The 25,702-nt window shown below is 64.1% G+C and carries 37 protein-coding genes; 3 read left to right on the forward strand and 34 right to left on the reverse strand.

Annotation, left to right across the window (positions count from 1 at the left end; translation table 11 throughout):
* Positions 1–25 precede the first annotated feature (25 nt).
* Positions 26–406, forward strand: coding sequence for an Hpt domain-containing protein (locus tag D6T63_RS00380; protein WP_120147062.1), 381 nt, complete (start codon positions 26–28; stop codon positions 404–406).
* 11 nt (positions 407–417) lie between these two features.
* Here the strand turns inward: D6T63_RS00380 and D6T63_RS00385 are convergent, their stop codons facing one another.
* Positions 418–1,227, reverse strand: a complete 810-nt coding sequence (locus tag D6T63_RS00385) for a response regulator transcription factor (RefSeq protein ID WP_120147063.1) — start codon at positions 1,225–1,227, stop codon at positions 418–420.
* A 190-nt stretch (positions 1,228–1,417) separates the two neighbouring features.
* On the opposite strand from D6T63_RS00385, the gene D6T63_RS00390 reads away from it, so the two are divergent.
* Positions 1,418–3,112 carry a sensor histidine kinase gene (locus tag D6T63_RS00390; RefSeq protein ID WP_147394275.1) on the forward strand — a complete coding sequence of 565 codons (1,695 nt, stop codon included), beginning with the start codon at positions 1,418–1,420 and terminating at the stop codon, positions 3,110–3,112.
* Positions 3,113–3,736, forward strand: coding sequence for a prepilin peptidase (locus tag D6T63_RS00395; protein ID WP_120147065.1), 624 nt, complete (start codon positions 3,113–3,115; stop codon positions 3,734–3,736).
* A gap of 67 nt (positions 3,737–3,803) precedes the next feature.
* Here the strand turns inward: D6T63_RS00395 and D6T63_RS00400 are convergent, their stop codons facing one another.
* The 33 genes from D6T63_RS00400 to rpsG form a co-directional block, all read right to left on the reverse strand.
* A complete protein-coding gene (locus D6T63_RS00400; RefSeq protein WP_120147066.1) occupies positions 3,804–4,766 on the reverse strand; it encodes a tRNA pseudouridine synthase A in 963 nt (320 codons plus the stop codon).
* A 22-nt stretch (positions 4,767–4,788) separates the two neighbouring features.
* Entirely contained in the window at positions 4,789–5,391 is a 603-nt protein-coding gene (rplQ, locus tag D6T63_RS00405; protein ID WP_120147067.1) for a 50S ribosomal protein L17, read from the reverse strand.
* A 65-nt stretch (positions 5,392–5,456) separates the two neighbouring features.
* Positions 5,457–6,467 carry a DNA-directed RNA polymerase subunit alpha gene (locus D6T63_RS00410; RefSeq protein ID WP_120147550.1) on the reverse strand — a complete coding sequence of 337 codons (1,011 nt, stop codon included), beginning with the start codon at positions 6,465–6,467 and terminating at the stop codon, positions 5,457–5,459.
* A gap of 149 nt (positions 6,468–6,616) precedes the next feature.
* Entirely contained in the window at positions 6,617–7,018 is a 402-nt protein-coding gene (gene rpsK, locus D6T63_RS00415) for a 30S ribosomal protein S11 (RefSeq protein ID WP_104052715.1), read from the reverse strand.
* Positions 7,019–7,158: 140 nt separating this feature from the next.
* Positions 7,159–7,536, reverse strand: coding sequence for a 30S ribosomal protein S13 (gene rpsM / locus D6T63_RS00420; protein ID WP_043440660.1), 378 nt, complete (start codon positions 7,534–7,536; stop codon positions 7,159–7,161).
* Between the two features lie 163 nt (positions 7,537–7,699).
* Positions 7,700–7,813: a 50S ribosomal protein L36 gene (gene rpmJ, locus D6T63_RS00425; protein WP_043440658.1), complete on the reverse strand. Its 114-nt coding sequence runs from the start codon at positions 7,811–7,813 to the stop codon at positions 7,700–7,702.
* Positions 7,814–7,834: 21 nt separating this feature from the next.
* Entirely contained in the window at positions 7,835–8,056 is a 222-nt protein-coding gene (gene infA / locus D6T63_RS00430; RefSeq protein WP_019481515.1) for a translation initiation factor IF-1, read from the reverse strand.
* A 176-nt stretch (positions 8,057–8,232) separates the two neighbouring features.
* The gene (gene map, locus D6T63_RS00435; RefSeq protein WP_120147068.1) at positions 8,233–9,066 is read right to left on the reverse strand and encodes a type I methionyl aminopeptidase; all 834 of its coding nucleotides are present in this window, start codon (positions 9,064–9,066) and stop codon (positions 8,233–8,235) included.
* Between the two features lie 7 nt (positions 9,067–9,073).
* Positions 9,074–9,637 (reverse strand): adenylate kinase, encoded by a 564-nt coding sequence (locus D6T63_RS00440; RefSeq protein WP_120147069.1) that lies wholly within the window; start codon positions 9,635–9,637, stop codon positions 9,074–9,076.
* A 5-nt stretch (positions 9,638–9,642) separates the two neighbouring features.
* On the reverse strand, positions 9,643–10,953 hold the full coding sequence (secY, locus tag D6T63_RS00445; RefSeq protein WP_120147070.1) for a preprotein translocase subunit SecY: 1,311 nt from the start codon (positions 10,951–10,953) through the stop codon (positions 9,643–9,645).
* 228 nt (positions 10,954–11,181) lie between these two features.
* Positions 11,182–11,679: a 50S ribosomal protein L15 gene (rplO, locus tag D6T63_RS00450; RefSeq protein WP_120147071.1), complete on the reverse strand. Its 498-nt coding sequence runs from the start codon at positions 11,677–11,679 to the stop codon at positions 11,182–11,184.
* Positions 11,679–11,897, reverse strand: coding sequence for a 50S ribosomal protein L30 (gene rpmD, locus D6T63_RS00455; RefSeq protein WP_120147072.1), 219 nt, complete (start codon positions 11,895–11,897; stop codon positions 11,679–11,681). The genes rplO and rpmD overlap by 1 nt, the downstream gene beginning before the upstream one ends.
* The gene (rpsE, locus tag D6T63_RS00460) at positions 11,897–12,643 is read right to left on the reverse strand and encodes a 30S ribosomal protein S5 (RefSeq protein WP_182976819.1); all 747 of its coding nucleotides are present in this window, start codon (positions 12,641–12,643) and stop codon (positions 11,897–11,899) included. The genes rpmD and rpsE overlap by 1 nt, the downstream gene beginning before the upstream one ends.
* The gene (gene rplR / locus D6T63_RS00465; protein WP_120147074.1) at positions 12,640–13,023 is read right to left on the reverse strand and encodes a 50S ribosomal protein L18; all 384 of its coding nucleotides are present in this window, start codon (positions 13,021–13,023) and stop codon (positions 12,640–12,642) included. The genes rpsE and rplR overlap by 4 nt, the downstream gene beginning before the upstream one ends.
* Before the next feature lie 2 nt (positions 13,024–13,025).
* Entirely contained in the window at positions 13,026–13,562 is a 537-nt protein-coding gene (rplF, locus tag D6T63_RS00470) for a 50S ribosomal protein L6 (protein ID WP_120147075.1), read from the reverse strand.
* 18 nt (positions 13,563–13,580) lie between these two features.
* The gene (gene rpsH / locus D6T63_RS00475; RefSeq protein WP_043440638.1) at positions 13,581–13,979 is read right to left on the reverse strand and encodes a 30S ribosomal protein S8; all 399 of its coding nucleotides are present in this window, start codon (positions 13,977–13,979) and stop codon (positions 13,581–13,583) included.
* An 87-nt stretch (positions 13,980–14,066) separates the two neighbouring features.
* Positions 14,067–14,642 carry a 50S ribosomal protein L5 gene (gene rplE, locus D6T63_RS00480; RefSeq protein WP_120147076.1) on the reverse strand — a complete coding sequence of 192 codons (576 nt, stop codon included), beginning with the start codon at positions 14,640–14,642 and terminating at the stop codon, positions 14,067–14,069.
* Complete coding sequence (gene rplX, locus D6T63_RS00485) at positions 14,642–15,016, reverse strand: 50S ribosomal protein L24 (RefSeq protein ID WP_120147077.1); 375 nt, start codon at positions 15,014–15,016, stop codon at positions 14,642–14,644. Before rplX ends, rplE begins: the two co-directional genes overlap by 1 nt.
* 3 nt (positions 15,017–15,019) lie before the next feature.
* A complete protein-coding gene (rplN, locus tag D6T63_RS00490) occupies positions 15,020–15,388 on the reverse strand; it encodes a 50S ribosomal protein L14 (protein WP_049829173.1) in 369 nt (122 codons plus the stop codon).
* Between the two features lie 343 nt (positions 15,389–15,731).
* The gene (gene rpsQ, locus D6T63_RS00495) at positions 15,732–16,046 is read right to left on the reverse strand and encodes a 30S ribosomal protein S17 (RefSeq protein WP_120147078.1); all 315 of its coding nucleotides are present in this window, start codon (positions 16,044–16,046) and stop codon (positions 15,732–15,734) included.
* The gene (rpmC, locus tag D6T63_RS00500) at positions 16,043–16,387 is read right to left on the reverse strand and encodes a 50S ribosomal protein L29 (protein WP_120147079.1); all 345 of its coding nucleotides are present in this window, start codon (positions 16,385–16,387) and stop codon (positions 16,043–16,045) included. Before rpmC ends, rpsQ begins: the two co-directional genes overlap by 4 nt.
* Positions 16,388–16,389: 2 nt before the next feature.
* A complete protein-coding gene (gene rplP, locus D6T63_RS00505) occupies positions 16,390–16,806 on the reverse strand; it encodes a 50S ribosomal protein L16 (RefSeq protein ID WP_120147080.1) in 417 nt (138 codons plus the stop codon).
* Positions 16,807–17,652: a 30S ribosomal protein S3 gene (gene rpsC, locus D6T63_RS00510; RefSeq protein WP_120147081.1), complete on the reverse strand. Its 846-nt coding sequence runs from the start codon at positions 17,650–17,652 to the stop codon at positions 16,807–16,809.
* Positions 17,653–18,018 (reverse strand): 50S ribosomal protein L22, encoded by a 366-nt coding sequence (gene rplV / locus D6T63_RS00515; RefSeq protein ID WP_049829178.1) that lies wholly within the window; start codon positions 18,016–18,018, stop codon positions 17,653–17,655.
* Positions 18,019–18,055: 37 nt separating this feature from the next.
* Entirely contained in the window at positions 18,056–18,337 is a 282-nt protein-coding gene (gene rpsS / locus D6T63_RS00520; RefSeq protein ID WP_026549122.1) for a 30S ribosomal protein S19, read from the reverse strand.
* A 12-nt stretch (positions 18,338–18,349) separates the two neighbouring features.
* Complete coding sequence (gene rplB, locus D6T63_RS00525) at positions 18,350–19,189, reverse strand: 50S ribosomal protein L2 (protein WP_120147082.1); 840 nt, start codon at positions 19,187–19,189, stop codon at positions 18,350–18,352.
* 31 nt (positions 19,190–19,220) lie between these two features.
* Positions 19,221–19,526 carry a 50S ribosomal protein L23 gene (gene rplW / locus D6T63_RS00530; protein ID WP_026531955.1) on the reverse strand — a complete coding sequence of 102 codons (306 nt, stop codon included), beginning with the start codon at positions 19,524–19,526 and terminating at the stop codon, positions 19,221–19,223.
* Positions 19,523–20,146, reverse strand: a complete 624-nt coding sequence (gene rplD, locus D6T63_RS00535; protein WP_120147083.1) for a 50S ribosomal protein L4 — start codon at positions 20,144–20,146, stop codon at positions 19,523–19,525. The genes rplW and rplD overlap by 4 nt, the downstream gene beginning before the upstream one ends.
* A 4-nt stretch (positions 20,147–20,150) precedes the next feature.
* Complete coding sequence (gene rplC, locus D6T63_RS00540; RefSeq protein WP_120147084.1) at positions 20,151–20,807, reverse strand: 50S ribosomal protein L3; 657 nt, start codon at positions 20,805–20,807, stop codon at positions 20,151–20,153.
* 16 nt (positions 20,808–20,823) lie between these two features.
* Positions 20,824–21,132, reverse strand: a complete 309-nt coding sequence (gene rpsJ / locus D6T63_RS00545; RefSeq protein WP_026531952.1) for a 30S ribosomal protein S10 — start codon at positions 21,130–21,132, stop codon at positions 20,824–20,826.
* Between the two features lie 503 nt (positions 21,133–21,635).
* Positions 21,636–22,826, reverse strand: a complete 1,191-nt coding sequence (tuf, locus tag D6T63_RS00550; protein WP_120147085.1) for an elongation factor Tu — start codon at positions 22,824–22,826, stop codon at positions 21,636–21,638.
* A 203-nt stretch (positions 22,827–23,029) separates the two neighbouring features.
* Positions 23,030–25,144, reverse strand: a complete 2,115-nt coding sequence (gene fusA / locus D6T63_RS00555; RefSeq protein ID WP_120147086.1) for an elongation factor G — start codon at positions 25,142–25,144, stop codon at positions 23,030–23,032.
* Between the two features lie 87 nt (positions 25,145–25,231).
* Entirely contained in the window at positions 25,232–25,702 is a 471-nt protein-coding gene (gene rpsG / locus D6T63_RS00560) for a 30S ribosomal protein S7 (RefSeq protein WP_087076905.1), read from the reverse strand.

A 25,702-nucleotide genomic window follows, 5' to 3' on the forward strand; every position in this document is an offset into this window, starting at 1 on the left:
CGTCAGACCACGGAAGTAGCCTGACATGATGCTCCTAGACTGTGCCCCTGAGGTCCTGCCGCTCGTGGACCTCACTGTCCTCTCCAGCCTCGAGCAGCAGCTGAACGACGCCGGACCGGCCAAAGCCTTCGCCCAGGACTATGTCATCGGCTTCGGGGACCGGTTCCTCCGCCTCACCAGCTCCATCGGCAACGCGGACCTGCCCGCAGCCCTCGACGTCGCCCTCAGCCTCCGCAGCTCCTCCACCATGGTTGGCGCCACGCGCCTGTCCGCACTGGCTGCGAGCTTCGAGTCGGCTGTCCTCACCGCCGATTTGGAGACGGCGCGCCGGGTACTACCCGAGATCGAGCGGTGCGGACTTGACACCATCCGCGAGCTCGAGAGCCGGTATCTGGTACCCGCCTGACGGGCGACTTCTCAGCGCATCGGTGTCAGCCGGTAACCCACACCGCGGACGGTCTGCAGCCAGCGCGGGTTCTTGGGGTCTTCCTGCAGCTTCCGGCGCAGGTTGCCGATGTGCACCTCGATCGCACGCTCGTCCGAGTCGCTGATGTAAGTGTCCTCGCCGTAGTAGTCGCCGCGGACAACGCGCACCAGATCAGCCTTGGTCCTCACCGAGCCGTTGCTCTTGAGCATCTCGTTCAGCAGGTCGAACTCGCTCCGCGTCAGCGGCAGGTCGCGTCCGTCGACAGCCGCAGTACGGGCTGCAGCGTTGAGGACCAGCCCGTTGTGCTCGAGGATCGGAGCCGGGTCTGCCGGAGGAGCGGCAGCAGCGACCGACGACGGCGGGGCGGTTGGTTGGGCAGCGAAGGGGTGCGCGGCGGCCGGAGCGGCAGCGACCAGAGGTTCGGGGGCAACCCGTGGTCGCCGCAGCATCGCGGCGATTCGTGCCCGTAGCTCACGCGGACGGAATGGCTTGGTGATGTAGTCATCGGCTCCGGATTGGAGGGCCGTCAGCGTGTCGAGCTCATCCCCGCGCGACGTCAGCATCACGACATAGCAGTTACTGGACCCACGGATGCGCCGCAGCACCTCGTATCCGTCGATGTCCGGGAGCCCGACGTCGATCGTGACCACGGTGGCGTCGTGTGCGCGGACCAGTTCGACGCCGACCCTCCCACTCGGAGCCACATGGACCTCAAATCCCGATTGCCTGAGGACGGCAGCCACCAGGTTCCGAACATCGGTGTCGTCCTCGATGACGACCGCCACCCCTGGATCGCTCACTCTGTCCCCTCCCAGCATTCGCTGAAGCACGTTCGACTCATCATGGATCCCATTCTGCCTGCCGTTGTTCCCCTTTTCTGCCGGGTACCAGTGCAAAACGCGGGTTGGGCCACATAATGGTACTCAGTACGTAGGTCTCAGCGTCGGGAAGTTGTCGGTATGCAGGGTTTCACCTCTCCTTGGATAGTGCGTGCCTAGGGATGGCAGCGCGGTGTGGCTGCGGCTCGCGGCATCGCGATTCGCCCTCAACCGCTCCGTGGTGCTCTGCCAGATCCCCCTCACCCTGATCGTGGTCGTCCTCGGGGTCACGGCACCGCTGCTCAGGCCGGGCCTAATCTCCGATCCGACGTTCGAGCTCGGTTTCTCGATGATCCTCGTCCTGCTGGCTCTGTGCGTCGTGGTCCCGTGGCGCGAACTGCCCCGTGGAAGCCTGCTGGTCGTACCCATCCTCGACTTCGTTGCCATCGCCCTCGTAAGGGCCGGTGCCGCCGAGACCCAGCCCGCCCTCGGCGTCCTCGTGATCTTCCCCGTGCTCTGGCTCATGCTGTCATCGCTCCCCACGTGGGCCGCTCTGGGTTCGGCCGTCATCGGATCGCTGCTCGTCACCGCATGGCCCTTGCTCGGGAGCTTCGATCCGAGTGCCCTGCGGTCCTACCTGGGAGTCCTCCTGCTGCCGGTCGTGATGCTCTGCATCGGGGTCACGGTCCGGGTGATGAGCGCCAGCACGCGCGTGCGCGAGCTCGACATCGAGCGCAAGGACCGCGAACTCAACGACCTCCTGCGGGCCGCGATCGACCGCGAACGCGTGCTGACCGCGATCCTCAACACGGTCGACGTCGGACTCACCGCTGTGGACGCGCACGGCAACACGACGCTCACCAATCGCCAGCAGGAACTGTTCAACCGCTTGGCAGTGGGGCACGACGACGTCGACGACGGACATGGCAGTCTGATGTTCGGGCCCGATCGTGTGACCCCGCTGCCCGTGGACCGACAACCGATCCACCGTGCGCTGACGGGTGAGACCTTTGCGGACCAGCTCATCTGGGTGGGTGAGAACGAGGCACAGCGCGCGCTCTCCACAGCAGCGCGGCCCATCAAGGACGCAGACGGCGGTATCGCCGGCGCGCTGATCGCCTGTAGCGACGTGACGGAACTGGTCGAGGCCGTCTCCGCGAAGGACGTCTTCATCTCGAACATCTCCCACGAGTTCCACGCCCCACTCACCTCCGTGCTCGGGTACCTCGAGCTGATCCTGGAGGACGAGCACCCGCTTCCCGGCCACCTCAAGGGGTACGTCGACGTCGCAGAGCGCAACGCGGAGCGGGTCCTGCACCTCGTCGCCGACCTGCTCTCCACCGCGGGCGACCAGGTCAGGGTCCACCCGCGGCCTGTGGACCTGGCAGCCCTGATCGAGATGAGCGTGCGGTCCAACGGGCTACGTGCCCAGAAGAACAGCGTCAAGTTGAAGACCGAGGCCCAGAACCCCCTCTGGACCCTCATCGATCCCCTGCGGATCTCCCAGGTCCTCGACAACCTGCTCTCCAACGCCATCAAGTACTCCCCCGGCGGAGGCGTGGTGAGCGTCCGGGCCGAGGAGACGGAGTCCGCGATCAACCTCCATGTCGAGGACAGGGGGATGGGGATGACCGAACATGAGGCCCGGCAGGTGTTCTCACGCTTCTACCGGACACCGGCGGCGCGGCGGGCCGACATCGACGGTGCCGGATTGGGCCTGGCCATCACGAAGTCCATCGTCGAGAGCCACGGTGGCTCCATCCAGTGCATCAGCGCGCCCGGTAAGGGCAGCCGCTTCACGGTGACGCTACCCGTGAACGGCGAAGTGGGCCGGTTGCCGCAGGATTCGATGGAGGAGTCCGTCTAGGTGATCGCTGCCCTGGCCACCGCCGTCGTCGCAACTGCACTGGGATACGCCTTGTTCCCCCTCGCCGGCAGGGACCCGCGCACCGAGCTCCCTTCATCCCTCCGGCTGCCCCTCGCCCTGTTGGCGGGACTGCTCGCCGGCGGGGGCGGCGCGATGGTCGGACCGTCCTGGAGCCTCCCGCTCGTGGCGGTCCTCGCGTCCTTCGGCGCCCTGCTGGGCGCGATCGACCTCCGGTCGAAGCTGCTGCCCAATGCGGTCCTGCTCCGGTTCACGGCCGCGACGGTCCCCCTGCTGCTCGTCGCGAGTGCTGGAACAGGGTACTGGGGCAGCCTGCTGGGCGCGCTGGCGGGCGGTGCCGCTCTGTTCGCCGTCTACCTGATCCTCGCGCTCATCTCCCCCGCCGGGATGGGGATGGGCGATGTGAAGCTCGCCGCCGTCCTCGGTCTCTTCGCCGGCTGGGCAGGAGCGGCAGCCTGGATGGGCACACTCCTCGGCGGATTCCTCTTCGGCGGCCTGGCCGGGGTCGTTGTTCTGCTGCTGCGCCGGGGGTCGCGCAGTTCGACCTTCCCGTTCGGTCCAGGGATGCTGCTCGCCGCACTCGGGAGCTTCGTGTTGCTTGGCTGATTCGCCGTCGGATTTTCCTGGAACTGCGAAAGCACCCTCCAAGGAGGAAGTGCAGGGTCGGCTCGCCCTAGTCGTCCTCCTCGGAGTCCGGTAGCACCGAGAGGTGCCCGGCGTTGCGGCGGGCCCGCGTCAGGGCGGCGCGGGCAGCAAGCTCCTCGTCCCCGGGATAGGCAATCTCCTCGAGGACGAGGGGGTGGGGAGCTGCGAGGACGGACCTGGCGTCCTTGATGCGGGCGGCGAGCCTCTCGGCAAGCCAGACGGGTGGCATTTCCCCAAATCCGACCCGCAGGGTCGATCCGATGAGCGCGCGCACCATGTTGTGGCAGAAGGCGTCCGCCTGCACCGTCGCGGTGATGGCGCCGTCGTGCCCGCGGGCGAACTCGTAGCGCTGCAGCTCGCGGATCGTCGTGGCCCCCTCGCGGGGCTTGCAGAACGCCGCGAAGTCCTGCATCCCGAGGAGGTGAGCGGCCCCCTCGTTGAGCAGTGCCAGGTCCAGCGGCGCTGGGTACCAGAGCGTGGTGTGCCGGCGGAGGGGGTCCTGCCCCGTAGCGGAGTCCGCGATGGCGTAGCTGTACCGACGCCAGAGCGCCGAGAAGCGGGCATCGAATCCGTCGGGCGCGCACATGGTGGACCGGACGACGACGGCGGGCACGGCATTCCTGACGGGACGGCCCCTGCCCGAGACGCCGTCGGTCAGTTCGCGGTTGATCGTGCCGGTCAGGCGACGCCGGAAGGCATCGGCGGGGTCCACGTCACGGCCCCTGCCCATGCCTGCCCACTCCGCGGCGGTGAGGTCTATATGCGCGACCTGCCCGCGGGCATGGACACCGGCGTCGGTCCTTCCGCCCACGGTCAGGCGTACCTGCCGCCTCAGGAGCATGAAGAGGGCGGCCTCGACGACGCCCTGGATAGTCGTGAGGCCGGGCTGGAGTGCCCAGCCGGAGAAGGGTGCCCCGTCATAGGCGATGTCCAGCCGGACACGCAAAAGCCCGCCGTCCCGGTGGGGGACGGCGGGCTTTTGCGTGGTCATGGAGTGCGTCGGGGAGGAAGAATTACTTCTTCTCGTCCTCGGTGGTGCCCTCGACGACGACGACCTCGTCAGCGGCGCCTGCTTCGGCGTCGACCGTGGTGTCCTCGGCAGCTACCTCTTCGGCAGATGCTGCGGACTCAGCGGAATCAACCGAATCGACGGAGTCTGCGGACTCGGGCGAATCGACGGAGCCGGCGACGGGTGCTGCTGCAGCGGCGGGAACCTTGGCCTGCTCGGCCTCGGCAACGACGGACTGCTTGGCGGACATGGGCTCCAGCACCAGTTCGATGACAGCCATGGGAGCGTTGTCGCCCTTACGGTTGCCGATCTTCGTGATGCGGGTGTAGCCGCCCTCGCGGTTGGCGACGGCGGGAGCGATGTCCGTGAACAGCTCGTGGACGATGCTCTTGCTGCTGATGACACCGAGGACGCGGCGACGCGACGCAAGGTCACCCTTCTTCGCGAACGTGATGAGACGCTCGGCGTAAGGGCGGAGGCGCTTGGCCTTGGTCACCGTGGTGGTGATGCGCTTGTGCTCGAACAGTGAGGCGGCCAGGTTGGCGAGCATCAGGCGCTCGTGCGCCGGACCGCCTCCGAGGCGTGGGCCCTTAGTGGGTGTGGGCATGGTGATTTCTCCTCATTAGGTGTCCGTCCCGCCGCTTCGGGAGCGACGGGCGGACAGATAGCGTTTTAGAGCTCTTCGTCGCCGTAGGCGGCGTCGTCCTCTTCGATGGCAGCAGCGCGGGCGGCAAGGTCGAACCCTGGAGGGGAATCCTTCAGGGAGAGACCGAGCTCGACGAGCTTCGCCTTGACCTCGTCGATGGACTTGGCACCGAAGTTGCGGATGTCCATGAGGTCGGCCTCGGAGCGTGCAACGAGTTCACCCACGGAGTGGATGCCCTCGCGCTTGAGGCAGTTGTACGAGCGGACCGTCAGTTCGAGGTCCTCGATCGGCAGCGCCATGTCGGCAGCGAGCGCTGCGTCCGTCGGCGAGGGACCGATCTCGATGCCTTCGGCAGCAGTGTTCAGCTCGCGTGCAAGGCCGAACAGCTCGACCAGGGTGGTGCCGGCGGAAGCGACGGCGTCGCGCGGGGCGATGGCGTCCTTCGTCTCGACGTCGACGATCAGCTTGTCGAAGTCGGTGCGCTGCTCCACACGGGTGGCTTCCACGCGGAAGGTCACCTTGAGGACCGGCGAGTAGATCGAGTCGATCGGGATGCGACCGATCTCGGAGTCGCCCGACTTGTTCTGGGAGGCCGAGACATAGCCACGCCCACGCTCGATGGTCAGTTCGAGCTCGAACTTGCCCTTCGAGTTGAGGGACGCGATGTGCAGGTCCGGGTTGTGGAACTCGACGCCTGCGGGAGGCGCGATGTCCGCAGCAGTGACGACGCCGGGGCCCTGCTTGCGCAGGTAGGCGACGACGGGCTCGTCGTGCTCCGAGGAGACGGCGAGGTTCTTGATGTTCAGGATGATCTCGGTGACATCCTCCTTGACCCCGGGAACCGTGGTGAATTCGTGCAGCACTCCGTCGATGCGGATGCTGGTGACGGCCGCACCGGGGATCGAGGACAGGAGCGTGCGGCGGAGCGAGTTGCCGAGGGTGTAGCCGAAACCGGGCTCGAGGGGCTCGATGACGAACCGCGAACGGTTGTCGGCGACTACTTCTTCAGTCAGGGTGGGGCGCTGTGCAATAAGCACGTACATTTCCTTTCAGGAAGCATCCGCTATATGACGCTTCTCAATGGGCGGGACTGCTGGCCAGCCGGCTCAATAGCTACTGGAAACGGCACCGAACCGCCCTGCGGGAAGGTTATTCCTGCAAGGCGGCGCGGTGACCGAGGACCTTATTAGACGCGGCGGCGCTTGGGTGGGCGGCAACCGTTGTGGGCACTCGGGGTGACGTCCGAGATCGAACCGACCTCGAGGCCCGTGGCCTGCAGTGAGCGGATAGCGGTTTCGCGACCTGATCCCGGACCCTTGACGAAGACGTCGACCTTGCGGACGCCGTGCTCCTGGGCGCGCTTCGCAGCGGCTTCTGCAGCCATCTGCGCAGCGAACGGGGTGGACTTGCGTGAGCCCTTGAAGCCAACTTCACCGGCGGAGGCCCAGGAGATGACTGCTCCACTGGGGTCCGTGATGGACACGATGGTGTTGTTGAAGGTGCTCTTGATGTGCGCCTGGCCGAGCGCGATGTTCTTCTTGTCCTTGCGACGCGGCTTACGCACCGCTCCACGAGTCTTGGGGGGCATTACTTCTCCTACGAAGGTATTGGGTAAAGCATTGAGTCGAACCAGATGCCGTCGGGGCTCCTGGTGAAAGGGGCCTCCGCTGGCGAGGGTCCCCTGGCGTGACGAGCGCTAGCGAGTCACGTGAGGGAGCCAGTGGGGATCTAGCGTCCGACCTTCTTCTTGCCTGCGACCGTACGCTTCGGGCCCTTGCGGGTACGCGCGTTGGTCTTCGTACGCTGTCCACGTACGGGAAGGCCGCGGCGGTGCCGAATGCCTTCGTAGCTGCCGATCTCGACCTTGCGGCGGATGTCGGCTGCAACTTCGCGACGGAGGTCGCCCTCGACCTTGAAGTTGCCCTCGATGTAGTCGCGAAGCTGAACCAGCTCCACGTCGGAGAGGTCTTTGACGCGCGTGTTCGGGGAGATCCCCGTATCGACGATCGTCTTCTCTGCACGGGTCTTGCCCACGCCGTAGATATAGGTAAGCGCGATGACTACCCGCTTTTCGCGGGGGATGTCTACGCCAGCGAGACGTGCCATGGTGGCGGTGCTCCTTTGGTGTTACCGGAGGTATGAAGCAGAACATGCCCGGAACTGAAGTTCCGGTCCCCGGCCTCCGAGCCGGGGGTGTACATCCCGTTGCGGGACGCTGTTCTGCCGTTGAATGTACTGCTACGCGTGGGTAAAACCTCGGGCGAGGTTCTTAGCCCTGACGCTGCTTGTGGCGCGGGTTCTCGCAGATGACGAGAACGTTGCCTTTGCGGCGAACCACCTGGCACTTCTCGCAGATCCGCTTCACGCTCGGGTTGACCTTCATGGTTTTCCTTCGAGTTGATTCTTATTTGTAGCGGTAGACAATACGGCCCCGGGTGAGGTCGTACGGGCTGAGTTCCACTACGACCCGGTCCTCAGGAAGGATTCGAATGTAGTGCTGGCGCATCTTTCCCGAGATGTGGGCGAGAACAATGTGACCGTTGGCCAACTCAACGCGGAACATCGCGTTGGGCAGTGCCTCGTTCACAGTGCCCTCAATCTCAATGACACCGTCTTTCTTGGCCATATCCTCCGCTAACGTCTATGCCCGCTACTTGCGTAGCGGACGGGTTTAGGGTTTTGATTGTCGGACCCGCAGGGAGCCGGAGCTCATCTCGCGGGAAGGTCTCCGGGGCCCAATTGGGCACGGAAAGCAGAGACAACCAACAGACGACTCTACGCTACTGCCCGCTGATAGTTAAATCAGGGGGTTTCGTCCAGGGGCACCGGCGTGACGCCGAGGGGCCCGAGGCGCGACGCTCCCCCATCGGGCGCCGACAGCACCCAGATACCGCCGTCGTGGACTGCCACGCTGTGCTCCCACTGGGATGCACGCTTGCCATCCACCGTGACGACGGTCCAGTCGTCGTCGAGCACGGCCGTCTCGAGTCCGCCCTGAACGAGCATGGGTTCGATGGCGAGGCACAGGCCGGCGCGGACCTTCGGGCCGCGGTTGGAACTGCGGTAGTTGAGGACGTCTGGCGCCTGGTGCATCTGGGTGCCGATGCCGTGGCCGACGTAGTCCTCGAGGATCCCGAGCGCCGGTCCCGGCACGGACGAGACGTAGTCGTCGATGGCAGCACCGATGTCTCCGACGAACCGCGCGGACGCCAGCGCCGCGATCCCCCGCCACAGCGCCTCTTCCGTGACATCCGACAGCCGGACGTCCTCGGGCCTCGGCGTCCCCACAATGGCGGTACGTGCCGAGTCGGAGTGCCAGCCACGGACGACGGCGCCGCCGTCGATGGAGATGATGTCGCCGTCCTGTAGCGCGTAGTCGCCCGGGATGCCGTGCACGACCTCATGGTTCACCGACGTGCAGATACTGGCCGGGAATCCGTGGTAACCGAGGAAGTTCGACGTCGCCCCCTCCTCGCGGAGGACGCCCTCGAACACCTCGTTCAGTTGTGCCGTGGTGACGCCCACCTGGGCGGCGGCCACCGCCTGGTCGAGCGCCCGGGACAGGACGAGACCGGCATCCCGCATGACGAGCATCTGGCTGGTCGTCTTGTATTCGACCTTCGGCTGGCGGAACATGCTGATCCTAGCTCGCGACCTTGAGCGCAGCCATGACGCGCTCGGTGACCGCGTCGATGGAGCCGATGCCGTCGACCTTCGTGACGATCCCGCGCTCGTCGTAGCGCGACACCACAGCTTCGGTCTGGTCGTGGTAGAGACCGAGACGGTGCCGGATGACCTGCTCGTTGTCATCGGAGCGGCCGTCGAGCTTGGCGCGGCCGAGGAGTCGCTTCACGAGCTCCTCGTCGTCGGCCGTCAGCTGCAGGACGACATCGAGCTCGAGGTCGTTCTCGCGAAGGATGTCATCGAGCTCCGTCACCTGGGCTGCCGTGCGCGGGTATCCGTCGAGGAGGAACCCTTCCTGCACGTCGTCGGCCGCGAGGCGATCGCGCACCATGAGGTTGGTGACGCTGTCCGGTACGAAGTCACCGGCGTCCATGTACTTCTTGGCCTCGACACCGAGCGGCGTCTCACGCTTCACGTTGTCGCGGAAGATGTCGCCGGTCGAGATGGCAACCACCTGGAGCCGCTCCGAAATGCGAGCAGCCTGGGTTCCCTTACCCGACCCGGGAGGACCGATGATCAGCATTCTCGTCAACGCAACAACCCTTCGTAGTGACGCTGCTGGAGCTGCGCGTCGATCTGCTTGACGGTCTCGAGACCCACACCCACCATGATGAGGATCGACGTGCCGCCGAACGGGAAGTTCTGGTTGGCACCGATGGCCACGAGCGCGATCAGCGGAATGAGGGCCACGAGACCAAGGTAGATGGCCCCCGGCAGGGTGATGCGGGAGAGCACGTACTGGAGGTACTCCGCCGTCGGACGCCCGGCACGGATGCCGGGGATGAATCCGCCGTACTTCTTCATGTTGTCGGACACCTCGTCCGGGTTGAACGTGATGGCGACGTAGAAATAGGTGAAGAAGACGATGAGGAGGAAGTACATCGCCATGTAGAGCGGGTGGTCACCAGTGGTCAGGTACGTGGTGATCCAGTTGACCCAGCCCGCGGGCGGAGTCCCGTCCTGGGGGGTGTTGAACTGGGCGATCAGGCTCGGCAGGTACAGCATCGAGGACGCGAAGATCACGGGGATGACGCCGGCCATGTTGACCTTGATCGGGATGTACGTGCTGCTTCCACCGAGGGTCCTGCGACCGACCATCCGCTTGGCGTACTGCACCGGGATGCGGCGCTGCGACTGCTCGACGAAGATCACGAGGGCGACGACGACGACGCCCATCAAGAGGACGAAAGCGAAGACCGTGGCTCCCTGGGTCCGGAAGATCTCACCCAGCGAGGTGGGGAAGCCTGCGGCGATCGCCGTGAAGATGAGCAGCGACATGCCGTTGCCCACGCCCCGCTCGGTGATGAGCTCGCCCATCCACATGATGAGGCCGGTACCCGCGGTCAGGGTGATGATCAGCAGGATGATCGTGATCAGCGAATCGTCCGGGATCAGCGGCACGGGGCAGTTGCCCAGCAGCGAACCGGAACGCGCGAGCGACACGAGGGTGGTCGCATTCAGGAGCCCGAGCGCGATCGTCAGGTAGCGCGTGTACTGGGTCAGCTTCGACTGGCCCTGCGCGCCTTCCTGGTGCAGTTCCTGGAAACGGGGAATGACCACCCGGAGGAGCTGCGTGATGATGCTTGCCGTGATGTACGGCATGATCCCGAGAGCGAAGATCGACACCTGAAGAAGGGCACCGCCGCTGAAGAGGTTCACGAACTGGTACAGGCCGCCGTCGGTATTGCCCAGGGCAAGACACTGCTGGACGTTCCCGTAGTCGACGCCCGGTGCGGGGATGAAGGCCCCGAGACGGAAGATGGTGATGATTCCCAGCGTGAACAACAGCTTGCGCCGCAAGTCTGGCGTCCGGAATGCCCGGCCAATAGCGCTAAGCAAGCGTCCTCCTGAAGGTCTGGTGGTCCTATGGCGGACCGTACACAACAACCGAGTCTAACGGTTGGTCACCAGCGCGAGAGAACACGCCGATTCTGGGGGTGGCCAGAGCCGAAAAAAGACTCCTGGTGGGCTGATTCAGCCCTGCCCACCAGAAGTCTAGTTCCTAAGTGCCGTCGATCACAGCCGACCCGCTCCCCACGTCGCCGGGAGAGCGGGGAGGCCAGTAGACTACAGCTCTGTGACGGTGCCGCCGGCTGCCACGATCTTCTCTGCAGCGGATGCGGAGAAGGCGTCAGCGGAGACGTTGACGGCCACGGTGATCTCGCCCGTACCCAGCACCTTGACGGGCTGGTTCTTGCGGACCGCACCGTTGGCCACCAGGCTCTCCACCGAGACGTCGCCGCCATCGGGGTACAGCTCGGACAGCTTATCCAGGTTCACGACCTGGAACTCGACCCGGAACGGGTTCTTGAAGCCGCGCAGCTTGGGAAGACGCATGTGCAGCGGCAACTGGCCGCCGGCAAATCCTGCCTTCACCTGGTAGCGGGCTGCGGTTCCCTTGGTTCCACGGCCTGCGGTCTTACCCTTCGAACCCTCACCACGGCCAACACGGGTCTTCGCCGTCTTGGCGCCCGGTGCGGGACGCAGGTGATGGACCTTGAGCATGTGAACGCGCTCTTCGTGTACTTCTGTCGCGGCCGGAGCCACGCTGTTGTTCTCTGCCATTAGATGGCCTCCTCAACCTTCAAGAGGTGCGGAACCGTGTTGATCATGCCGACGGTGACGGGATCAGCTTCACGGACCACGGTGTGGCCGATCCGCTTGAGGCCCAGGGACCGCAGCGTGTCGCGCTGGTTCTGCTTGCCGCCGATAGCGGACTTGATCTGCGTGATCGAGAGCTTCGCCGAGCTCACGAGCACACGCTTCGGAGTGATGGCGGTCATCACGCACCTGCCTTCTGAGCTGCGATCGCGCGCAGCATCTGGTGGGATGCGACCTGATCGAGCGGGAGGCCACGGCGAGCCGCGACTGCCTGGGGCTCCTCGAGGCGCTTCAGCGCATCAACGGTCGCGTGGACGATGTTGATGGCGTTCGCGGAACCGAGCGACTTCGACAGGACGTCATGGATGCCGACGCACTCGAGTACCGCACGCACCGGACCACCGGCGATGACGCCTGTACCCGGGGAGGCGGGACGGAGAAGTACGACGCCGGCTGCTGCCTCGCCCTGCACCAGGTGCGGGACGGTGCCACCGATCCGCGGAACGCGGAACATCGTCTTCTTGGCTTCCTCGACGGCCTTCTGAATAGCGGAGGGAACTTCCTTCGCCTTGCCGTAGCCGACACCGACCATGCCGTTGCCGTCGCCTACCACCACGAGGGCGGTGAAGCTGAAGCGGCGGCCGCCCTTGACGACCTTTGCGACGCGGTTGATGTTGACGACGCGTTCGATGAACTTGTCCTTGTCGTCACTACGTCCACCGTCGCGACCGCCCTCGCGACCACCACGGCCGCCACGCTCGCCACCGCGGGCGTTGCCGCCGCGCTGCTCGCCACCGCGGGTGTTGCCGCGGCCACGGTTCGCGTCAGCCGACGCGGTGTCGGTTGCGCCTGCAGCCGGAGCTTCAGCTGCGGGCTGCTCTGTAGCCGTATTCAATGGGGCTTCCTTTGCCTTGTTTTCCTCGGTCACAGTGACAGCCCACCTTCACGTGCGCCGTCTGCGATTGCTGCAACACGACCGTGGTACTTGTTGCCACCCCGGTCGAAGACGACAGCCTCGATGCCGACGGCCTTGGCACGCTCTGCAACCAGTTCGCCGACGCGCTTGGCCTTGGCGGTCTTGTCACCGTCGAATGCACGGAGATCCGCTTCGAGAGTGGAGGCTGATGCGACGGTCACGCCCTTGGTGTCGTCGACGACCTGCACGAATACGTGGCGGGCCGAACGGTTGACGACCAGGCGGGGACGGACAGCCGTGCCCGAGACGCGCTTGCGTACCCGGAGGTGGCGGCGTCCACGCGAGGCGGACTTGCTCTTCGAGCTGCGCTTCTTGTTGATGCTCAGACCCATGGTTACTTACCAGCCTTTCCGACCTTGCGGCGGATGATCTCGCCTGCGTAGCGGATGCCCTTGCCCTTGTACGGGTCAGGCTTGCGCAGCTTGCGGATGGTTGCAGCGACCTCGCCGACCTGCTGCTTGTTGATGCCTGCGACCGAGAGCTTGGTGGGGCTGTCGACAGTCAGGGTGATTCCCTCGGGTGCCTTGACGGCGACCGGGTGGCTGTAACCCAGAGCGAATTCCAGGTCGCTGCCCTTGGCCTGGACACGGTAACCCGTGCCCACGATCTCAAGGTTCTTCTTGTAGCCCTCGGTGACTCCGACGATCATGTTGGAGATCAGCGTGCGGGTGAGGCCGTGGAGCGAACGCGATTCGCGCTCGTCGTTCGGCCGCGAGACGGTGAGGGTTCCCTCGGTGAGGGAGACCTCGATGGGGCTGGGAACCGTGTGGCTCAGTTCGCCCCTCGTGCCCTTGACGGAGACGGCGTTGCCGTCGACCTTCACCTCGACACCGGCGGGAACGGTGATGGGGAGACGTCCAATACGTGACATGTTGTTTTCCCTTTCCCGTTACCAGACGTAGGCGAGGACTTCCCCACCTACACCCTTCTTGGATGCCTGGCGGTCAGTGAGCAGACCGGAGGACGTGGACAGGATGGCGATACCGAGGCCGCCGAGCACGTGCGGCAGGTTCGTGGACTTTGCGTACACGCGGAGCCCCGGCTTGGAGATACGGCGGATGCCGGCGATGGAGCGCTGGCGATCCGGCCCGAACTTGAGGTCGATGGTCAGCTTCTTGCCGACCTCCGCTTCCTCTTCCTTCCAGCCGGCGATGTAGCCCTCGGCCTTGAGGATGTCCGCGACGCGGGCCTTCAGCTTGCTGTACGGCATTGACACGGAGTCGTGGTAAGCCGAGTTTGCATTGCGCAGACGCGTGAGCATGTCTGCGACAGGATCTGTCATTGTCATGTGGGCTCTTGCCCTTCCTCGAAACGGTTTCCGGATTCCGGACGGCACATGGCGTGCCGGCTGGAGTGGACCTGCAACGTAGTTAGATTAATCTTCGGATTTGAAGGGGAAGCCAAGCGCCTTGAGAAGCGCGCGGCCCTCGGCGTCGGTCTTGGCTGTTGTGACGACGGTGATGTCCATGCCACGCACGCGGTCGATCCTGTCCTGGTCGATCTCGTGGAACATCGACTGCTCCGTGAGACCGAAGGTGTAGTTGCCGTTGCCGTCGAACTGCTTGCCGTTGAGTCCGCGGAAGTCACGGATACGGGGCAGTGCGAGGGAGACGAGGCGATCCGTGAATTCCCACATGCGATCGCCACGCAGGGTGGCGTGTGCGCCGATGGGCATTCCTTCGCGGAGCTTGAACTGCGCGATGGACTTGCGGGCCTTGGTCACCTGGGGCTTCTGGCCCGTGATGGCGGTGAGGTCCTTGACGGCTCCGTCGATCAGCTTGGAGTCCTTGGCGGCGTCACCGACACCCATGTTCACGACGACCTTCACCAGGCGCGGAACCTGGTTCACGTTGGTGTAGCCGAACTCTTCGAGCAGTGTCGCCTTGATCTCGGCAGCATAGCGGGCCTTGAGGCGGGGAAGAACCTTGGTTTCTGCGGTTTCGACAGTCATTACAGATCCTTCCCTGATGACTTGGCGATGCGCACGCGGACTAGGCGCTCCCGGCCGTCACGCTCGACGGTCTCGGTGCGGTATCCGACGCGCGTCGGCTTCTTGGTCTCGGGATCGACGACGGCAACGTTGCTGATGTGCACGGTTGCCTCGACGACCTCGATGCCACCGGTCTTGGTGCCGCGCTGCGACTGGCCGACCTTGGTGTGCTTGGTGATCCGGTTGATGCCTTCCACGAGGACGCGGTTGGTCTCCGGGAACACCTTCAGTACCTTGCCCTGCTTGCCGCGGTCTCCGCCGCGGGTCTGCTTGGCTCCGGTGATGACCTGCACGAGGTCACCCTTCTTGATCTTGAGCTTTATCTTCTGTGCCATGGACTACAGCACCTCCGGCGCGAGCGAGATGATCTTCATGAAACGCTTGTCGCGGAGCTCGCGACCGACAGGGCCGAAGATGCGGGTACCACGGGGGTCACCGTCGTTCTTCAGGATCACTGCTGCGTTCTCATCGAACTTGATGTAGGACCCGTCCGCACGGCGGCGTTCCTTCTTGGTGCGGACGATGACCGCCTTGACGACGTCGCCCTTCTTGACGTTGCCGCCGGGGATTGCGTCCTTCACGGTGGCGACGATGACGTCGCCGATGCCTGCGTAGCGGCGCCCGGATCCTCCGAGAACGCGGATGGTCAAGATTTCCTTGGCCCCCGTGTTGTCGGCGACCTTTAGCCGCGACTCCTGCTGAATCACTGATTACTCCTGTCGTCGCGCCGGTTCTCTTATCGAGCCTTGCGGAACGGATATGGGTGGGCCCCGTGATACTGGTCCTCACCACTCGTGCGCCTGGGCGCACGACCCTGCGTCGAACCTGCAGGGCGGAGATGGTGAACAAGATCATCGGGCTTTTGCCTATTTGCCCGGTGTGGAGGAACCCGTGAGGGAGACCCTGGAAAGGGAACCTCGTGAGGGCATGCGCCAACCCACCAGACAGACAAGATTCTTATCGTATCGCGAAAATGCCCCGGACACGAAATCGCGTCCGGGGCATTTGCGTTCGGGCTCCGGCGGACCGGATCCCTAGTTCTGCTCGCTGCTACTTTGCCTTTTCGAGGATCTCGACGAGGCGCCACCGCTTGGTGGCCGACAGCGGACGGGTCTCACTGATGAGGACGTGGTCGCCGATGCCGGCGATGTTCTCCTCGTCGTGGACCTTAACCTTCGAGCTGCGGCGGAGGACCTTGCCGTACAGCGCGTGCTTCACACGGTCTTCGACCTCGACGACGATGGTTTTGTTCATCTTGTCGGAGGTCACGTAGCCGCGGCGCACCTTGCGGTAGCCGCGGGAGTCGGCGTCGTGCACTGCCGTCTCGGTTCCTACAGTTACTTCTTCGCTCTTCTGCTCACTCATTTGGCGTCCTCCTCAGAAGCCTCGGTGTCCACGGAAGGTTCATCCTTCGTGGAGGCCTTCTTGGATTTCTTGACCTTCTCCGTCTTTTCCGGCTTTGCTTCCTCGACGGGAGCAATCACCTCGGGACGAAGGCCCAGCTCACGCTCACGCAGCACCGTGTAGATGCGGGCGATATCGCGCTTCACCGAGCGGAGGCGTCCATGGCTTTCCAGCTGGCCGGTGGCCGACTGGAAGCGGAGGTTGAACAGCTCCTCCTTGGCCTTGCGCAGTTCTTCCACCAGGCGGTCCTTATCGAAGCCGTCCAGCTGGTCTGTTGCCAGTTCCTTTGAACCCAGAGCCATAACTATTCACCACCCTCACGACGCACGATGCGTGCCTTCAACGGCAGCTTGTGGATCGCGAGGCGCAGGGCTTCGCGGGCTACCTCTTCGGTTACTCCGGAGAGTTCAAAAAGAACCCGACCCGGCTTGACGTTGGCCACCCACCACTCGGGCGAACCCTTACCGGAACCCATGCGGGTTTCGGCAGGCTTCTTGGTCAACGGGCGGTCCGGATAGATGTTGATCCAGACCTTTCCGCCACGCTTGATGTGGCGGGTCATGGCGATACGAGCGGACTCGATCTGGCGGTTGGTGACGTATGCCGGGCTCAGCGCCTGGATACCCCACTCGCCAAAGCTGACCTCGGTGCCGCCGGTCGCAGCGCCGGAACGACCCGGGTGGTGCTGCTTACGGAATCTGACTCGACGTGGGATGAGCATTTAAGCCTGTCCTCCTTCAGCCGCAACGGGAGCTGCGGCGGTCTCGGCGGGTGCTGACGCACCCTGGCCCTCGGTGCGCTCGGGAGCACGACGACGACGGTCGCCTCCACGGTCGCCACCGCGGTCGGCACCGGCAGGGCCACGGCCCGGACGATCTCCACCGCGGCCGCGGGAAGGAGCTGCTGCAGCCTGGGCTGCGAGTTCCTTCGCCGTGATGTCACCCTTGTAGATCCAGACCTTCACGCCGATGCGGCCGAAGGTGGTCTTCGCTTCGAAGAAGCCGTAGTCGATGTTGGCGCGGAGCGTGTGCAGGGGAACGCGTCCCTCGCGGTAGAACTCCGAACGGCTCATCTCGGCGCCACCCAGGCGACCGGAGCACTGGACACGGATGCCCTTTGCGCCGGCGCGCTGCGCGGACTGCATTGCCTTCTTCATCGCGCGGCGGAAAGCCACGCGGGAGGAGAGCTGCTCTGCGATGCCCTGGGCAACGAGCTGTGCCTCGATCTCGGGGTTCTTGACCTCGAGGATGTTCAGCTGGACCTGCTTGCCGGTGAGCTTTTCGAGCTCGCCGCGGATGCGGTCCGCTTCTGCTCCACGGCGACCGATGACGATGCCGGGACGTGCCGTGTGGATATCCACGCGGACGCGGTCACGGGTGCGCTCGATCTCGACCTTGGCGATGCCGGCGCGGTCCATGCCGGTCGACATCAGCTGGCGGATCTTGATGTCTTCGCGGACGAAGTCACGGTAGCGCTGGCCCGGCTTGTTGCTGTCGGCGAACCAGTGTGACCTGTGGTCGGTGGTGATGCCGAGTCGGAACCCATGCGGGTTTACTTTCTGTCCCACTTAGCGGACCTCCACTTTCTCAGGGGTAGCGACGACAACCGTGATGTGGCTGGTCCGCTTGTTGATGCGGAACGCACGGCCCTGGGCGCGCGGCCGGAACCGCTTCATCGTGGGGCCTTCATCAACGAATGCCTCGCTGATGATGAGGTTGTCCTCGTCGAAGGCAACGCCGTCACGGTCCGCGAGAACGCGGGCGTTGGCGACTGCCGACTGGACCACCTTGAAAACCGGCTCTGAAGCAACCTGTGGGGCAAACTTCAGAATAGCCAGAGCCTCATTCGCCTGCTTACCACGAACAAGGTTGACGACGCGCCGGGCCTTCATAGGCGTTACGCGGATATGACGCGCAATAGCCTTGGCTTCCATTGCTTTCCTTCTCTCGTCTTAGCCGTAAGAGCAGCGCCTAGCGGCGCTTGCCCTTGCGGTCGTCCTTAACATGGCCGCGGAATGTCCGCGTGGGAGCGAATTCGCCGAGCTTGTGCCCGACCATCGACTCGGTGACAAACACCGGGATGTGCTTGCGCCCGTCGTGTACCGCGATCGTGTGCCCGAGCATGTCGGGGACGATCATGGATCGGCGGGACCACGTCTTGATGACGTTCTTCGTGCCCGATTCGTTCTCGCGAGCGACCTTTACGTAAAGGTGCTGATCGACGAAGGGGCCTTTCTTCAGGCTGCGTGGCATGTCTCCAGGCTCCTATCGCTTGTTCTTGCCGGAACGACGGCGACGCACGATGAGTGAGTCGCTTTCTTTGTTGGGGCGACGGGTACGGCCTTCGGCCTTACCGTTCGGGTTGACCGGGTGGCGTCCACCGGAGGTCTTGCCTTCGCCACCACCGTGCGGGTGGTCGACCGGGTTCATGGCGACACCGCGGACGGTCGGGCGGATGCCCTTCCACCGGTTACGGCCGGCCTTGCCCCAGTTGATGTTCGACTGCTCGGCGTTGCCGACCTCGCCGACCGTGGCGCGGCAGCGCACGTCGACGTTGCGGATTTCACCGGAGGGCAGTCGCAGCTGGGCGAAACGGCCTTCCTTCGCGACGAGCTGGACCGACGCACCGGCAGATCGCGCCATCTTCGCGCCGCCACCTGGGCGGAGTTCGACGGCGTGGATGACCGTACCCACGGGGATGTTGCGCAGCGGCAGGTTGTTGCCGGGCTTGATGTCGGCCCCGGCGCCTGCCTCCACGAAGTCGCCCTGCTTGAGCTTGTTCGGCGCGACGATGTAGCGCTTGGTGCCGTCGACGTAGTGCAGGAGGGCGATGCGAGCGGTGCGGTTGGGATCATATTCGATCTCGGCAACGCGGGCGTCGACACCATCCTTGTCGTGGCGGCGGAAGTCGATCAGGCGGTACTGACGCTTGTGTCCACCACCTTTGTGGCGGGTCGTGATCTTACCGGAGTTGTTGCGTCCACCCTTTTTGGGGAGAGGACGGACCAACGACTTTTCCGGCGTCGACCGTGTGATTTCAGCGAAGTCGGCAACGCTCGAGCCACGACGGCCCGGGGTTGTCGGCTTGTATTTACGGATTCCCATAACTCAATTCCTCGTTAAAGTGGTCTCCGCTCTAGGAGAGCGGACCGCCGAAGATGTCGATCGAGCCCTCTTTGAGGGACACGATGGCACGCTTGGTGCCCTTGCGCTGGCCCCAGCCGAACTTGGTGCGCTTGCGCTTGCCAACCCGGTTGATGGTGTTGATCGAGTCGACCTTCACGGAGAAGATCTTCTCGACCGCCAGTTTGATTTCTTCCTTGTTCGAGCGCGGGTCGACGAGGAAGGTGTACTTGCCTTCGTCGATCAGGCCGTAGCTCTTCTCCGAGACGACGGGTGCAATGACGACGTCGCGCGGATCCTTTGCGATGGTGCCGCTCACTTGGCATCCTCCTCGGAGATGACATCAGCCGTGCCGACGAACTGGTCGTAGGCGGCCTTGGTGAAGATCACGTCGTCGGACACCAGCACGTCGTACGTGTTGAGCTGGTCTACGTAGAGGACGTGCACCTGGGGTACGTTGCGCACGGAGAGTGCCGCGACGTCGTTGGCACGCTCGATCACGACGAGCAGGCGGGGCCGCTCCGAGATCGAACGCAGGGTCTCGATGGCACCCTTGGTGGACGGCTTGCCGCCGGCGACCAGGGAATCGAGGACGTGGATACGGCCGTTGCGTGCCCTGTCGGAGAGAGCTCCGCGAAGGGCGGCAGCAATCATCTTCTTGGGGGTGCGCTGGCTGTAGTCGCGCGGCGTCGGACCGTGGACGATACCGCCACCGGTCATCTGCGGTGCGCGGATCGAGCCCTGGCGGGCACGGCCCGTTCCCTTCTGCTTGAAGGGCTTGCGGCCTGCACCGCTCACCTCGGCGCGCGTCTTCGTCTTGTGCGTACCCTGGCGGGCGGCAGCAAGCTGAGCCACGACGACCTGGTGCAACAGCGGCACGTTGGTCTGTGCGTCGAAGATCTCCGCGGGGAGATCGACCTTTACAGTGTTGGCAGCCATGTGGCTATGCTCCCTTCACGGCGGTGCGTACGAGGACGACCTGGCCGCGGGCGCCCGGAACGGCGCCCTTGATCAGCAGCAGCGACTTCTCGGCGTCGACAGCGTGAACCTTGAGGTTCAGCGTGGTCTGACGAACGGCACCCATGCGGCCTGCCATTTTCATTCCACGGAAGACGCGGCTGGGGGTGGATGCTCCACCGATGGAACCGGGCTTGCGGTGGTTCTTGTGGGCACCGTGTGAGGCGCCGACGCCATGGAAACCGTGGCGCTTCATGACGCCCGCGAAGCCCTTGCCCTTGGTGGTGCCGATAACGTCGACCGTCTGGCCTGCCTCGAACATCTCGACCGAGAGTTCCTGGCCGAGCGAGTAGGTGTCGGCGTCGGAGGTCCGCAGTTCGACGACGTGACGGCGAGGCGTGACGCCTGCCTTCTCGAAGTGGCCGGCGAGCGGCTTGGTGACCTTGCGGGGATCGATCTGGCCGAAGCCGATCTGGACGGCCGTGTAGCCGTCATTGTCCTCATTGAGGAGCTGCGTGATGACGTTCGAGTCCGCCTGGACGACGGTGACGGGGATGAGGAGGTTGTTCTCGTCCCAGACCTGGGTCATGCCGAGCTTGATGCCCAGCAGGCCCTTTACCTGGCGCGTAAGTGAAGTAGACATGTGTATCCGCTCTCCCTTACAGCTTGATTTCGATGTTCACGTCCGCAGGCAGATCGAGACGCATCAGCGAATCGACGGCCTTGGGCGTGGGATCAATGATGTCGATCAGACGCTTGTGAGTACGCATTTCAAAGTGCTCACGGCTGTCCTTGTACTTGTGCGGGGACCGGATGACAACGAATACGTTCTTCTCCGTCGGCAGGGGCACTGGTCCCACTACCGTTGCGCCTGCGCGCGTCACCGTCTCAACGATCTTCCGGGCTGAAACATCAATGACCTCGTGGTCATATGACTTCAGCCGGATGCGGATTTTTTGTCCCGCCATGGCGTCTCGACTCTCTCTCTACATAACTGCCTGGGCAGTTCCGGTACGTACGTACATTTCCTGCGTCCGTTGTACGACGCTTCCCTGCAGACTGAATCCGGACGGATCCGGGTTCCTCACCCTGCCGGGCTCCCACCCCCGCGCTCGGGCGTGTCGTGTTTCCTGGACACACGCGAACCGCTGCTTCGGACGAACCGAACGGGGTGAATTACATTTGGGCTGCGCGGTTCGGTGGACTTGAACCCTGCATCAGGCATTATCCTGACCGGGATGAGGTCTCAGACCGCACGCGCTAGCGCTTGAACAACTTATCTAGTGTCGCAGATTGCCCGGATGATTGCGAACCGGCCCCGCGTCCGCACCACCGCGAGCCCTGTTATGGGTCCTCGGGCAGCAGATTCAGGGGTTTCCCGAGGGACGAACGCAGAAGGACCCCAGCTGTGGATACAGCGGGGGTCCTTCGTCGGATCACCGGACTGGCCGGCAATAAATACTGTGCTCGGTTACTTCAGGATCTGCGTGACGCGTCCCGAGCCAACCGTGCGGCCGCCTTCGCGGATAGCGAAGCCGAGGCCCTCTTCCATGGCGATGGGCTGGATGAGCGCCACTGACATTTCAGTGTTGTCACCGGGCATGACCATTTCCGTGCCCTCGGGGAGGGTGATGACGCCGGTGACGTCGGTCGTACGGAAGTAGAACTGCGGGCGGTAGTTCGAGTAGAACGGGTTGTGACGCCCGCCCTCGTCCTTGGCCAGGATGTAGACGTTGGCCTCGAAGTCGGTGTGAGGGGTGATGGAACCCGGCTTCACGATGACCTGGCCGCGCTCTACGTCCTCGCGCTTGATGCCACGGAGCAGGAGGCCACAGTTCTCGCCGGCCCATGCTTCGTCAAGCTGCTTGTGGAACATCTCGATACCGGTGACCGTGGTCTTCTGGACCGGACGGATTCCGACGATCTCGATTTCCGAGTTGATCTTCAGGGTTCCACGCTCGGCGCGGCCCGTGACAACGGTTCCGCGGCCGGTGATGGTGAAGACATCCTCGACAGGCATGAGGAACGGCTTGTCCTTGTCGCGAATGGGGTCCGGAACGGACTCATCCACGGCAGCCATCAGGTCCTCGACCGACTTGACCCACTCGGGGTCGCCTTCCAAGGCCTTCAGGCCCGAAACGCGGACCACAGGGGCCTCGTCGCCGTCGAAGCCCTGCGCGCTGAGCAGCTCGCGGACCTCCATCTCGACGAGATCGAGGAGTTCCTCGTCGTCGACCATGTCGGACTTGTTGAGTGCGACCAGCAGGTATGGGACACCGACCTGGCGGGCGAGCAGGACGTGCTCGCGGGTCTGAGCCATCGGGCCGTCAGTGGCGGCCACAACGAGAATGGCTCCATCCATCTGAGCCGCGCCGGTGATCATGTTCTTGATGTAGTCGGCGTGGCCGGGGGCGTCTACGTGTGCGTAGTGGCGCTTCTCGGTCTGGTACTCGACGTGCGAGATGTTGATGGTGATGCCGCGCTGCTTCTCCTCGGGAGCCGAGTCGATCGACGCGAAGTCACGCTGCTCGTTGAGAGTGGGGTACTTGTCGTACAGCACCTTGGAAATGGCAGCCGTCAACGTGGTCTTTCCATGGTCAACGTGACCGATGGTGCCGATGTTAACGTGCGGCTTAGTCCGCTCGAACTTTGCCTTCGCCACGGGTTCCTCCTAGAACGTTTGAGAAGAATTGCTTCCCAGCCACGCTTTTCGTGGCTGAAACTCATGCAAGTCTACTGGGGGCTTTTGGTTTTGTTGAAATTGCTGTTCGCCGCCGGAACCATGCGGTCCGACTGCTGGGGAACGAGCCGGCCGGCCCTAGGACAGGCCGGCTCACTCCCCGGAATCCCCGTTTCCGGGAGGGTCTACTCGCCGCGCGTCTTCTGGATGATCTCGTCGGCCACTGCCTTCGGGACCTCCGAGTAGCTGTCGAACTTCATCGAGTACACGGCACGGCCCTGGGTCTTCGACCGCAGGTCACCGATGTACCCGAACATGCCCGACAGGGGGACGTGCGCGGTGATGACCTTCACACCGCTCGCATCCTCCATCGACTGCATCTGGCCACGGCGGGAGTTGAGGTCACCGATGACTTCACCCATGTATTCCTCAGGGGTCCGCACCTCGACCTCCATCAGCGGCTCGAGCAGCACTGGCTTGGCCATCCGTGCGGCTTCCTTGAACGCCATGCGACCGGCGATCTTGAAGGCCATTTCGGAGGAGTCGACATCGTGGTAGGCGCCGTCGAGCAGGGTCGCCCTGATACCGACGACCGGGTAACCGGCCAGGACGCCGTCGTTGAGCGCATCCTGGATGCCGGCATCGACACTCGGGATGTACTCGCGGGGCACGCGTCCACCTGTGACCTTGTTGTCGAAGGCGTACAGGACGCCTTCCTCGACCTCCATCGGCTCGATCGCGATCTGGATCTTCGCGAACTGGCCGGAGCCACCCGTCTGCTTCTTGTGGGTGTAGTCGTGCTTGGCGACCTTGCTCTTGATGGTCTCGCGGTAGGCGACCTGCGGCTTGCCGACATTCGCTTCGACGCGGAACTCGCGGCGCATGCGGTCCACCAGGATGTCCAGGTGGAGCTCGCCCATGCCGGCGATGATCGTCTGGCCGGTGTCCTCGTTGAGGGACACCTGGAAGGTCGGATCCTCGGCGGAGAGCTTCTGGATAGCTGTGGACAGCTTCTCCTGGTCGCCCTTCGTCTTGGGCTCGATCGCCACCGAGATCACGGGTGCGGGGAAGCTCATGGACTCGAGGACGATCTGGTTCGCCGAATCCGAGAGGGTGTCGCCCGTCGTCGTGTCCTTCAGACCGATCGCGGCGTAGATGTGGCCTGCGGAGGCCTCATCCACGGGGATCTCCTTGTTCGCGTGCATCTGGAACAGCTTGCCGATGCGCTCTTTCTTGCTCTTCGTCGAGTTCACCAGCTGCGTTCCTGCAGTGACGTGACCGGAGTACACGCGGATGAACGTGAGCTGTCCGAAGAACGGGTGCGTTGCAACCTTGAACGCGAGGGCCGAGAACGGCTCCTCGGTGCTGGGCTTGCGCGTGAGCTCGATCTCTTCGTTCCGGGGATCGTGACCGATCATCGGGGGTACGTCGAGGGGCGAGGGCAGGTAGTCGATGACTGCATCCAGCATCGGCTGGACGCCGCGGTTCTTGAACGCGGAGCCGCACAGGATGGGGTAGAGCTCCGAGTTGATCGTCATCTTGCGGATGCCGGCCTTCAGCTCCTCGATGGAGATCTCCTCGCCCTCGAGGTACTTGTTCATGAGCTCGTCGGAAGCCTCGGCAACGGTCTCGACGAGCGTTGCACGGTACTCCTCGGCCTTGGCCTGGAGGTCGGCGGGGATCTCCTGGATCTCGTACTTGGCACCCATGGTCACGTCACCCTTGGAGTCACCGGGCCAGACGAGGGCACGCATGTGGAGCAGGTCGACGACGCCGACGAAGTCGTTCTCGGCACCGATGGGGAGCTGCAGCACGAGGGGCTTGGCGCCCAGGCGGCTGATGATGGTGTCGACGGTGAAGTAGAAGTCGGCGCCCAGCTTGTCCATCTTGTTGACGAAGCAGATGCGGGGCACTTCGTACTTGTCGGCCTGACGCCAGACGGTCTCCGACTGGGGCTCGACGCCCTCCTTGCCGTCGAACACCGCGACGGCGCCGTCGAGGACGCGCAGTGAGCGCTCGACCTCGACGGTGAAGTCGACGTGTCCGGGAGTATCGATGATGTTGATCTGGTTGTTCTCCCAGAAGCAGGTCACGGCGGCAGACGTGATGGTGATGCCGCGCTCCTTCTCCTGTTCCATCCAGTCAGTGGTGGAGGCGCCGTCGTGCGTCTCACCGATCTTGTGGTTTACACCCGTGTAGAACAGGATGCGCTCGGTAGTAGTGGTCTTGCCGGCGTCGATGTGGGCCATGATGCCGATGTTGCGGACCTTGTTGAGGTCGGTAAGCACGTCCTGTGCCACGGTGTCTCCCTTATTGCGAAAATGGAGTTCTGCTGGAACGCCTGCCGGACCGGACCCGATGGGGGTCCGGTCCGGCCGGCAGATCTGCTACCAGCGGTAGTGTGCGAAGGCCTTGTTCGACTCGGCCATCTTGTGCGTGTCCTCGCGGCGCTTGACTGCGGCACCGAGACCGTTGGAAGCGTCGAGGATTTCGTTCTGCAGGCGCTCGGTCATCGTCTTCTCGCGGCGGGCCTTCGAGTAGCCGACGAGCCAGCGAAGGGCCAGGGCGGTCGAACGACCGGGCTTGACCTCGACGGGCACCTGGTAGGTTGCACCGCCGACGCGGCGTGAGCGGACCTCGAGGGTCGGCTTCACGTTGTCCATGGCCTTCTTGAGGGCTGCGACGGGATCGCCACCGGACTTGGCGCGAGCACCTTCGAGTGCGCCGTACACGATGCGCTCTGCGGTGGACTTCTTGCCGTCAACGAGCACCTTGTTGATCAGCTGCGTGACCAGGGGTGAACCGTAGACGGGATCTAGAACGAGCGGCCGCTTCGGGGCCGGGCCCTTACGTGGCAT

Origin of the sequence: Arthrobacter cheniae (genome assembly GCF_003602275.1) — a bacterium.
In the GTDB taxonomy this organism is placed as follows: Bacteria; Actinomycetota; Actinomycetes; order Actinomycetales; family Micrococcaceae; genus Arthrobacter_D; species Arthrobacter_D cheniae.